4 protein-coding genes are annotated in these 11,950 nt (G+C 36.8%); 1 reads left to right on the forward strand and 3 read right to left on the reverse strand.

Features of this window, described 5'->3' with window-relative positions; all coding sequences use genetic code 11:
- Window positions 1-170: 170 nt before the first annotated feature.
- Window positions 171-1,397, reverse strand: coding sequence for a Zn-dependent hydrolase (locus tag COI44_RS11635; protein ID WP_098428097.1), 1,227 nt, complete (start codon window positions 1,395-1,397; stop codon window positions 171-173).
- A 452-nt stretch (window positions 1,398-1,849) separates the two neighbouring features.
- On the opposite strand from COI44_RS11635, the gene COI44_RS11640 reads away from it, so the two are divergent.
- Window positions 1,850-6,274, forward strand: coding sequence for a pullulanase X25 domain-containing protein (locus COI44_RS11640; RefSeq protein ID WP_098428098.1), 4,425 nt, complete (start codon window positions 1,850-1,852; stop codon window positions 6,272-6,274).
- Window positions 6,275-6,316: 42 nt separating this feature from the next.
- On the opposite strand, the gene COI44_RS11645 is transcribed toward COI44_RS11640, so the two are convergent.
- Both COI44_RS11645 and COI44_RS11650 read right to left on the reverse strand, forming a co-directional pair.
- On the reverse strand, window positions 6,317-8,662 hold the full coding sequence (locus tag COI44_RS11645) for an immunoglobulin-like domain-containing protein (RefSeq protein ID WP_098428099.1): 2,346 nt from the start codon (window positions 8,660-8,662) through the stop codon (window positions 6,317-6,319).
- 328 nt (window positions 8,663-8,990) lie between these two features.
- Window positions 8,991-11,708, reverse strand: coding sequence for a bifunctional YncE family protein/alkaline phosphatase family protein (locus COI44_RS11650; protein ID WP_286163890.1), 2,718 nt, complete (start codon window positions 11,706-11,708; stop codon window positions 8,991-8,993).
- Window positions 11,709-11,950 lie beyond the last annotated feature (242 nt).

The raw sequence follows: 11,950 nt of genomic DNA on the forward strand, positions 1-11,950 counted from the left end.
TTAACCTAGTTTTAAACGATTGTAAATAATTCGTAAAGTTGTTTTAAAAAAACAACTTTAGGATAAAAATAAGACTCTCTAATTTTTTAGAGAGCCATGAGAACCGATCTATTTTGTTTACGATTATTGAAAAACATATCACTTATCACTACTAGTTTTTAAAAAAAACCTTATTTATTCACTTTTTCAAGACATAGTTTTAATACAGCATTAAGCAAAACATTCGCTCCTTTTGCACAATCCTCATATGAAGTTAACTCATCTTCACGATGACTATATCCATTTACACTTGGTACAAAAATCATAGCCGTTGGGATATAAGAAGCAATGAATTGAGCATCATGCCCGGCACCGCTATACATTCGATTTTCTTTATACCCAAGCTCTTTGCAAGCATATTCCACAGCATTTACGACCTCTTCATTAAAGTCTACTGTGTCTCGATCCCATAGACGTTTGGATTTGATTGGACAGCCACTTATATTTCTTGGCAATTCTTCTACCATTCTTGTAACTTCTGCAATAACACTCGGATCCTTATGTCTCGCCTCTAAAGTAAAGATTACTTCTGAAGGAATGACTGTATGAATATTTGGATATGCATTTATACGACCGATTGTATAAACGAGATCTGAATCTAGTCTTTGTAATTTCTTTTGTAAATCTACTACCACATTAGCAGCAGTAAACATCGGATCTTTGCGCATGCTGATTGGCGTCGTACCTGCATGGTTGGATTCTCCAAATACAGAAATTTCATAGCATACCATTCCTAGTACACCTTCTACTACCCCGATTTCTAAGTTTTTCCGTTCCAGTACAGGTCCTTGTTCAATATGTAGTTCGATATAAGCAGTAGCTTCTCTCAATCGATTTGTTTCAGAACCTTCGAAACCACTTATATTCAATGCTTGAGCAAATGATATCCCATTTTTATCTGTTGAATCACTCATCTCCTCCTTATCAAATTTACCTGATAGCACTCCAGAAGACATAAGAGATGGCTCAAATCTTGCCCCTTCTTCATTTGTAAAGTTGACAACTATAATTGGATAATCCAATTCGATTTTTTCATCTATTATTGTATAAACAGTTTCTAAAGCTGTGAGTACACCTAGTACGCCGTCGAAACGTCCTCCCTTAATTACTGAGTCCAAATGGGAACCAATTACAATTGGAGGCAAGTTTTGTTTCCCCGGTAATGTGGCATACATATTCCCCATATCATCATGCTTTACTGTCATTCCTACTTCTTCACATAACGCTTGAAATTTCTTCCTTGCAGCAATATCTTCAGCAGATAGTGCTAGTCTTGTTACTCCGTTGTTTTCCGTTTTACCATATTCACTAAACAACTCTATTAATTTTTGAAGCCGATTAGCATTTGTCCTGATCATATGAAAGCCTCCTTTTATTATTGGGCAATATCCTCAATAACAATTGCTATTAATTCATTTAGTGAACTAGAAATATTTAAAGTTGTTTCATTAAATAATACGATGGAAACTGCTGTTATAATACTAGGAATTGCACCTTACTTATTCATTCAAAACAAAGACACACATGCTTAAACGTCTGAAACTGATTAATTACCTAATCCATAACGAAAAAAGGACCATTAACATTATTTATATGAGTCCTTTCTATAACTGACATTAAGTGACCATATTTCAGAAAATTTTGTATTATTTTGCTATTTTCCATTGATTTGTGTTAATAAAAAGTTATAATTATTTTGAAAACAATTTGTGCAAACGTTTGCAATAAGTTGGCATTACCTACATACATATTTTTATTGCATCTTTTGTAAAAACGTTTTCCTAATTTAGAAAGAGAAAGGGGTTTTTTCATGAGGAGAAAACAGAGATCACTATTATCGCTTGTTACTGTATTAGGATTAGTTCTCCAGATGTTTCCGACATTTTTTACAAATGGAACTGTAAAAGCAGCAGAAACGACAGCTAGACAAGTTGTACTTGTAGGAAGCCTTCAAAAATTGTTAGGAAATTCAGGTGATTGGGACCCATCCTCGCACCAAACTGAAATGGTGTATAAAGGTAATGGGCTCTATACATTTACTGGCACTTTACCGGCTGGTGAATATGAGTACAAAATCGCCATTGGTGGAAACTGGTCAGAAAATTACGGTGAAGGCGGAAATCCTGGCGGCAACAACATTAAACTAATACTATCCGAACAAAAGGATGTCACTTTCTACTATAATGATAACACTCATTCAATTACTGATAGCACTCATTACACCTCTATAGCAGAGGAAAGACAACCACGTCTTGTTGGAACGATCCAGCCTGCTATTAATGCAGGGCCAGCTTGGACCCCAGCAGAATCAACAGCCTTTTTAACAGATGATAATTTCAAAAATATCTATTCATTTACTACAAAAGTGCCAAGTGGTACTTACGAATACAAGATTGTACTAGGAAAAGATTGGAGCGAGTCCTACCCTACTTCCAATCTGAAGTTAACTGTACTCTCTGAATCTACTATTACATTTTTCTTTAATAACCAAACAAAAGAAGTTTATACAGATTATAAACCAACAGGCTCTGATGGCTTGATTGATCAGAATGCACTCTATCATGATTCATGGGATCAAGTATACAAAAAGCCATTTGGGGCCGTTCCAGAAAAGACACCTGTCACCTTCCGAATATCAGCTAAGAAAGGAGATTTAACAAGCGCGAGCCTTTATGTAAAAAATTATAATTCTGGCACAACAAAGGTCTTGGCTATGAAGAATGTAGGCTGGTCAAATACAAGTGGCAAAGGTGACCTTGAATACTGGGAAGCTACGTTTACGCCAACAGACAAAGGTATTCATGGGTATAAGTTCATTGTCAGAGATCAAGATACAACAGCTGAATATGGAGAAGACACACAAGAAGGTCATACTGGAAAAGCAGTAAATAAAAATGCTGGCCTTTTCCAACTGACAGTATATGACCCTAGTTATCAAACGCCAGATTGGATGAAAGAAGCAGTAGTCTATCAAATCTTCCCCGATCGCTTTTTTAACGGGAACAAGAGTAATGACAATGTAAAGGATAAAGTCGGAGCTCGTGGTAATCAGCCAATCGAACACCCCGCTTCTTGGTCAAGCTTACCTGATAATCCTTATGAACAAGGAACTGGATCATATACTGGAGACGGAGAGTTTAGTAATGATTTTTATGGAGGAGACATTGTTGGAATCAAGTCTAAGCTTGATTACCTTCAATCACTAGGAGTCAATACACTCTATTTAAATCCGATTGCTCTTGCACCATCTAACCATAAATATGATGCAACAGATTACAAATTAGTTGACCCGATGTTTGGCTCAGAAAAAGAATTTAAGGATTTCACAAAAGAATTAGCAAAACGTAATATGCATTTAATTTTGGACGGTGTTTTTAACCACGTCTCAGACGATTCAATCTATTTTGATCGCTATAACAAATATAAAACAGTTGGTGCATATGAGTACTGGTCTCGTATTTATGAATTGATGAATAATGAAAAACTGTCCGAGGCTACTGCCAAAGAGAAAGCGAAAAAGCAATTTATCTCCGAAGGCCAATCTTTTAGCCCGTACGGTTTTGAAAACTGGTTCCATGTTGAAAATGTTAAAGTGCCAAATGAAAAAGTAAACGGTGTTTCAACTGGAGAACATTATAAGTATGAAGGTTGGTGGGGCTATGACAGTCTCCCAGTATTTGAATCAAAAGAAGGTTCAAAGGTTGATCACCCTAGTGAACTTAATAACACCGCATTTGCTAACTATATAATGTATGATAAGGATTCCGTAAGCAAATCATGGATTGATCGCGGTTCTTCCGGTTGGCGTTTAGATGTAGCGAATGAAGTAGACAGTTCATTTTGGCAAGAATTTCGAAAAGAAATTAAATCCAAGACGATGACAGGCGCAGGACAAACTCTCCAAAAAGATGAAAAACCACTTATTTTGGGAGAAATTTGGGATGACGCTTCTAAATACTTTTTAGGAGATCAATATGACTCTGTAATGAATTATCGTTTCCGAGGTGCCGTACTAGATTATTTAAAGAATGGTAATGCAGAAAATGCTCAAAACTCACTCCTTGCTGTTCAAGAGGATTATCCAAAGGAAGCTTTTTATGCTCTCATGAATCTAATGGGATCTCATGATACTGCACGAGCTATTTTCCTGCTAGGTAACGGAACAGATACTTATAACAGAGCTGAACAAGATCCGAACTATAATTACAATGAAGGTGTGAAACGATTAAAGCTAGCCTCTATCCTTCAAATGGGTTATCCTGGTGCACCTACCATTTATTATGGAGATGAAGCGGGTCAAACAGGTTCAAAAGATCCAGATGATCGCCGTACGTATCCATGGGGAAATGAAAACCAAGATTTGATTAAACATTATCAAAATATTGGTCAAATTCGTAGTAAAAATTCCGATCTATTTAGTCATGGTGATCTTCACCATATTTATGCTAAAGACGATGTATTAGCTTACGTTCGTACGAAAGGCACAAAATCAGCTCTTATCATTATCAACAGAGGGAAAACTGCACAAACTGTTGAAGTTGATACAAAAAAGCTGATTGCAAACGGAATTCGTCTAGAAGACCAATTAGATAAAAAATACGCTGCTACAGTGAAGGATGGCAAGTTAACATTGACCATACCTGCTGAATCAGGAAGAATGTTACTTTCTAGCAATGACGTGAAAAATCCACAGTCAGTTAAAAATGTAATCGGTACTGTAGGTTCTAAACAAATTACGTTAAGCTGGACAGGAACTGGCACAAAATTCAATGTCTATGAATCAACCGTTGCTGGCGGATTATGGACAAAAGTAAAAGAAACGAAAGACACTAATGTAACCATTTCAGATTTAAATAATGGTCGCAACTACTATTTTTCTGTAACTGCTGTAGATTCAAATGGGAACGAATCTGAACCTGCAGTCTCTGTTGGTCTCGTGCCTCATTACGATGTTAGCAAGGCTAGCGTGTACAACATGACAGCCATAGCCAATCAGGAGTTGAATTTAGCGCTTGATTCTACTGTTAAAGCAACTTTTTACTTGCCGGGTGCAACAGAAACAGGACCTGCTGAAGGAATTACTCCTGAGCTTCAAGTAAGAATGAAAGGCCAAACTGCTTGGGAATCATACAAAGCTCTATATAATGGTCAATCTCAGGAAAATCAAGCTAATGAGTTCCAAAGTAGCTTCACACCATTAGAGGCCGGCATATATGAATACCGAATGGCCTTTACACCTGATTTAGGAAATACATGGGTATACTCTGAAACAAAAGAAGTGAATTATACACGTAGCACTATAGATACTACTCCGCCTGCTAGTAAGGTCACTTTGGAGACACCAATTAAAGAGTCTGGTCAGGTTAACTTGAACTGGAAACTAACGCAGCCAGATCAGCCATATAAATCTGTCATTTATCGTGACGGTCATATACTTACTTCAGTGAATGGGGACACTACTACCTTCCGTGATTATCAGGTCTCAAACGGTACAGCATATAACTACCAAATCCGTGTCTTTGATCAAGCAGGGAACTATGTGGATTCAAATACTGTAAATGTCACACCAGATATTGTCATGGTACAAGTCACATTTAAAGTGCATGCACCAAATGACACTCCATTGTCAGCACAAATGAATATACCTAACAGCTTAAATGGTTGGAATACAGGTGCATGGTCAATGAGCCGAAATGGTGCAGTTACACCAGATTGGGAATATACAGTTGAGCTTGAAGAAGGAACTGAAATTACTTATAAATATACGCGAGACAACACATGGGATCATGAAGGATTAGCAGACCACACACCAGCTGATCCATCAGATGATGATATCAGCTACTATGGTTATGGTGCGACTGGAACTGATATGAAAATTGTTGTTTCAAATCAAGGTGGCAACAAAATGACTGTCCAAGATACAATTTTACGTTGGATTGATAAGCCACTTGTAGTAAGCCAAATTGATGTGAATGGTTCAACCTTAACTGTCAAAGGGAATTCTATTAAAGGAGCTAACCTCACTATCAACGGAGAAAAAGTAACTGTCGATAATGAGATGAATTTCAACCAATCTTTTAAACTAAACGAAGGTCAAACACAAGTACCAGTACACATTGAACCAACTGATACAACCAAATCCACGATTTTTAAGGGTGATGGTGGTTCGATTAATAAAAACACTAAAAACTATGTGATTGATGTTGTTAATAAAACGATTAGTGAGTCTAAATAATAAGAATTAAGAAAGGTCTACCGATTTTGGTAGACCTTTAATTTATTTAACCGTGATTTTACGTTGTACAGTAGTTTTGTTACCAGCTTTATCAGAAACTACATACGTTAATGTATAAGTACCTTTTTTCTTTGTATTTACAGTTCCCGTAATTTTAATCACTTTTGTTAAATCCCCGTCAACATTATCTTTTGCAGTAACACCTGTTCTTGAGTTGAAATTAGACTTTACTTTAATTGTTTTCGGTGTTGCACCATAAATTACAGGTTTAATATTATCCTTTACAGTGATTTTTCTTGTAATAACCGTTTTATTACCGGAATAATCAGTAACCGTATATGTTAATGTGTATGTTCCGGTTTTCTTTGTATTTACTGTTCCTGTTACTTTGATAAGCTTTGTTAAAGATCCATCCACATTATCTGTAGCAGTTACACCTGTTAATGGATTGAAATTAGTATTGATATTAATAGTTTTGTTAACTGCACCGTAAATGACAGGTTGAATATTATCAATCACCGTGATTGTTCTTTTAACTGTTATTATATTTCCAGCCTTATCACTAACCGTGTATGTGAGTGTGTAAGTACCTTTTTTCTTAGTATCTACTATACCTGCTATTTTAATGGATTTAGTCAAATCACCATCTACGTTATCTACAGCAGATACTCCAGCCATGGAATCAAACTGTGAATTAATATTTAATTTCTTATCTGCCGTACCATATATAACTGGTTTAGTTGAATCGATTACAGTAATTTTTCTGATAGATGTTGCTGTATTACCTGCACTATCTGTTGCAGAGTAAACTAATTGATATTCTCCTGGTTTTTGGTTATCTACTGAACCAGATACTTGAATTTTAGAAGTTAAATCGCCATCTACATTATCTGTTACAGTAACGCCTGATTTTGAATCAAATGATGAACCGACTTGTATAATTGTATCTGCAGCACCAGAGAATACTGGTTTAGTAGAATCGATTACAGTGATTTTTCTGATAGATGTTGCTGTATTACCTGCACTATCTGTTGTAGAGTAAACTAATTGATATTCTCCTGGTTTTTGGTTATCCACTGAACCAGATACTTGAATTTTAGAAGTTAAATCGCCATCTACATTATCTGTTACAGTAACGCCTGATTTTGAATCAAATGGTGAACCGACTTGTATAATTGTATCTGCAGCACCAGATAATTCTGGTTTTGTTTTATCAATAGTAAACGTAATTTTTGTTGTGTTACTTTCTGCATCTTTTACTTCTAACATGTATTTTCCTTCATTGGTAACTGTAGTTCCATTTTCGAAAGCTATTCCATTTAATAAAGCTGTTCCTTCATCAAAAGAAATCTTTACGTCTTCATTGTAATACTCATTATTTTTAACCCCAGATACAATTGGATCAACGAAATCTTTCTTTTTCGTTAGATAAGCAGATGAAATGTAACCTGATAAAGCTCCATCAGTTGATTTAACTGGGAACCAAACATAGTGCTTTTCTTTATAATCTTTGCTATCAGGCTCAGTGTATTCAAAATCTCCATCAATAATAAACGTCTTATTTAAAGGCTGTCCTTCCCCTCCTGAGTATCTAGTAGGTCGGTCTCTTAAATTCGCGCCATCTTTGGTTACTTTTACAACGTCGCCTTTTTTCAGTAAATAAACTGACTCATGGAGTTCATCCGTTAAGACATAGTCAAATCTATTAAACTTAAAACCTGTACTGAAATCAGTTTTGTAATCAAAATCATTATACTCAAATGGATATTGAGCTAATTTGGTGTCATTAGAAAAACTTTGATATTCAATTTTACTAAATACTTGATCTTGATATGTTTTAAGATTCCTAGATCCCTCGCTACGGAAAATTGGGCTGTTTGATGGAACTATGCCATTATAAGCCATTACTGGAAAATACCAGTTTTCAATAATATCTTTTCCTGCATCCTTTATTCTAGGTATTCTAGGAACACTAGAAGGAATTTGTAATTCATACTTTGCATTTAAAATTTTCACACCTTGCTCAATATTATAAATGATATCAGTTTGAAGTCTTTCTGGGTTTGGAACTTCATCAGTAACTTGCATAATACCATACCCCTTATGCTTATCACCTTCTGAACCGTTAGAAATTACATTACCATTATCATCAAACTGTCTCCAACCTGATTCTTGCTCAGCAACGGCTTTTACAACTTCAGGTGGTATTTCCTTACTTAATGCTGCGTTTGTTAATAAACAATTAATTTGTTGATAAGGAGGATTTTTGCCTACCACAATTTCACCACACTTAGTAGCCCAATCCATTTCATCTGCTGAAGCTTTACCAGCAACTAATCCAACAGAAAGTGTTGTTAATAAACCTGCTTTTAATAAAATTGATTTCAAGTCCCGACTCCCCAATCGATTTAAATAATGAACTATTAATCTAGTGTATCATAGGTAATATTTAAAATTGTTAAACAATTAATCTAGCAAAAAAAATGACTCAGTTAAATTGAGTCATTTTTTTAATTCATTTCTTGTATTATACACCTTTGTGAACCCCACCTTTATTTTAAAACAAGCTCAGTTAGAATACTTATGCCAATAAGATTGCGATAAGAAAAAGGAGATATTCTTCCCACTAGTCCATACCTTATATATATATTCAAAAAAAAGGCTAACTCCATAAATAATGCAAGCAGCCTCTTTTTCTTCTATATCCTTTACGATTTTAATTATTTGCTGGAGAAGGTGCGCTGCTTTCTGGTTGCTTTTGCACTTCTTCTGGGCTTAGCGGTTGTTTATCCCCTGGATATGGTTGATCAAAGCCTTTTGTTGCGTACCAAACAGAATGATTTAGCATGTTGGCGTTGACTTCATCCGGAGAAGCATGTTTTCCGGTAAATAGATCCTTGTTCTTGTTAGACCATTCAGTCCATTTTTTTGAAAGTTCTTTTGACTCTAGTGTAACTTGTTCTGTATTAGCAAGTGCAGCCGTATTGGAGTTCGGCTGTCCATTTAAAGTATCAAGCGGTATCTGATTAGGCTCGAAGTTATACGGAGTAAAGTCTGGCTTGTCTGTAAAGAGCTCGCTCATCGGTTCTGCAGCTGCATCATTTTGGTTCATAGCAGGGAGACCAAGAATTTGCTCGATACTTCTTACCATATTTATGACAGTCCAATAGTGGCTGTCTGTAATACCTTTTTTCACCCATGGACTGATTACATGCGCAGGCTGACGATGACCATCGACATGGTCTAATCCATTCTGTGAATCATCTTGAGTAATGAAGATTACAGAGTCCTTCCAATATGGACTATGCGAAATAAGGTCAACGATTTTACCAATAGCAAGATCGTTATCCGCAACCATAGCTTGTGGTGTAGGAGAACCTGTTGCATTTCCTGCAGTATGGTCATCCATTACCCACAACGTGTTTAAAGCTGGTAAATCGTTATTTTTGACGTGTTCTTCAAACCTTTGCTTAAATATTTCAAATCGATATTGATCTGGAATACTCGTATCAAAGGTTGGGAAAGGTTTATAGGTAATCGGCCCAAGAGATGGAATATCATATGTTGCCGAATAGTTTCCTATTGGTACATGAAGATCTCCCTCTTTCTGTCCGGAAAGGATCTGATAATCTTTGTACCAGTCCATCCAGGTACCAAACGGTGCTGATCCAGTGAAACCGGTTGTATCCTCGCCGAAGTTTTCTACAGATACGTTATTTTTTGCAGCTTGATCCCATAAGTGTCCTGTAGGTGCGTACGCCATAGGATCCCCAGCCCCTCCAGGATAGCTTCTAACATTAGCTGAATCTGTTTCTTTATCCTCATAGTCCGTGTTAGTTCCTTGCATTACCCATTGGTGTCCGCTTGCTGATTGAATACCTGAAGTATATACGTTATCAAGGAGCGGGAATGTACTCGCAAGTTTGTGAATGTTTGGAGTTACTGCTTTTGGGAACTGAGTTAAAGCTGGTTCTCCATTTCCTTTACCTAAATCTCCTAAAACCTGATCATAAGTGCGGTTTTCTTTAATAATATAGAATACATGTTTGATTGTTGAAGGCTCACCAACCCGCTCAGGCATAGCAACAGGTTTTTTATTTTGACGAGGTTTTGCGTTTAGGTTCTTTAATCCAAACCAGTTGTTGTCAGCAAAAACCTGCTTGGTCCCTTTTGCAAGATCCTCTGCAGAAGGGAATGGGATTAATGATAAAGAACCAATTTGAGCATATGATGATTTCCCGGTAACCTTAATTCCTTGAATCGTTAAATCACGTGCAGGTCCACGAGAACCAATACCATCCGCATTAGCAACGATTAACTTCTTATTTTCAGAATCAACAGCGATATCTACTGGAAACCAGGCTGTCGGCAAAAGACCTTGCAGTTCAGGGGTCTTATCAGGTCCGTGCCAATCGTATACTGCAATCGCATTATCCCGCCCAAGGCTGACCATTAATTTATTATCTACTACTTTCACAGCGTTAGGTGCTGAGCCTTTAGCAGCATTAGGGTATGGTTTGATGTCGATCGTTTGTGCGACCGTATTAGTGTTAGAATCAATGACAGAAACCGTGTCGCTATTTGTATTTGCTACAAATATGTATTGACCTGACTGCGTCATACGTTCAGGCTGCACACCAACTTCGATCGTTTTTGTTACTGTATTCGTAGTCAAGTCAATAACAGATACTGTTCCTGTCGAAGTTGCACCTGTTTTAGGGTCCACAACTACATTTGTCCCTGAAGAATCTACTGTTGTATCCCCTTCTTTTGCGGTACGGCCACCCTGGTTCGTTACATAAGCAAAGTTGCCTTTGACTAATACACTTGTAGGCGCATTTTCTACTGCTACTTTAGTAACAGAACCGGTTTGAGGATCAATAACCCCAAGGCTGTTATCACGGTTTAGGGCAACTAGCAGCTTACCTTCTTGTGTAACCGCTATATCAAGGGGGTTAATATTTCCGCCGACAGATGCTTTGGGCAGATTAATGCTTTTTTTGACAGATGGAGTTCCATCTTCACTAACTGACATAACGACTACTTTTCCGGTTGTTCCTGATGAACCTGTTGCATATAGCTGGCTACCATCCGCAGAATAAGCTAATCCCCACATTTGAGAGAGGCCTATTGATAAATCTTGAGTAGTCAATTTTCCAGTCGAAAGATCGACAATGTTAATCCCTTTTCCACCGTAATTATTGCGTCCAACGATAGTTGCTGCTGTCTTACTATTTGGATGTACAGCAACCGTTATAGGATTGCCCCCAAATTCAATTTGTTTTCCCGCTGGTGTGATGAGTTGATTGACAGGTGTTAATACGGAGCCATCTGCCTGAGGGCCAACGAGCCTGTTTCCAAAAGCATTATCATTTGCAGCATAAGCACCGGCAGATCCTAACAATACTGTACTTAAGGTAATTCCAGCGAGCAATTTTGTCTTACTTACTTTTTTCTTCATTAACTTTCACTCCTTTCTGAATCTTCTTAAAGAATACTCTTATTCTATTAATCTACTACTCCAGATTAGTAAATTAATATAAAGGTTATATTTAGTAGAGTTAAGTATTAATTAGTAAATTTCTCCTAAAAAATAGGGTGGTTGGAATAATCTTTCACATTAAAACGTTGATATATCAATATCGGTAGTCCTGGTATGCTCAATTTCTCATCTAA

The sequence above is a fragment of the Bacillus sp. AFS088145 genome (genome assembly GCF_002564465.1).
GTDB lineage: Bacteria > Bacillota > Bacilli > Bacillales > Bacillaceae_G > Gottfriedia.

Excerpts from the sequence above, each read along its gene's own strand:
- COI44_RS11640 (WP_098428098.1), top strand. The coding sequence starts at position 1,850 with ATGAGGAGAAAACAGAGATCACTATTATCGCTTGTTACTGTATTAGGA.
- COI44_RS11635 (WP_098428097.1), bottom strand. The coding sequence starts at position 1,397 with ATGATCAGGACAAATGCTAATCGGCTTCAAAAATTAATAGAGTTGTTT.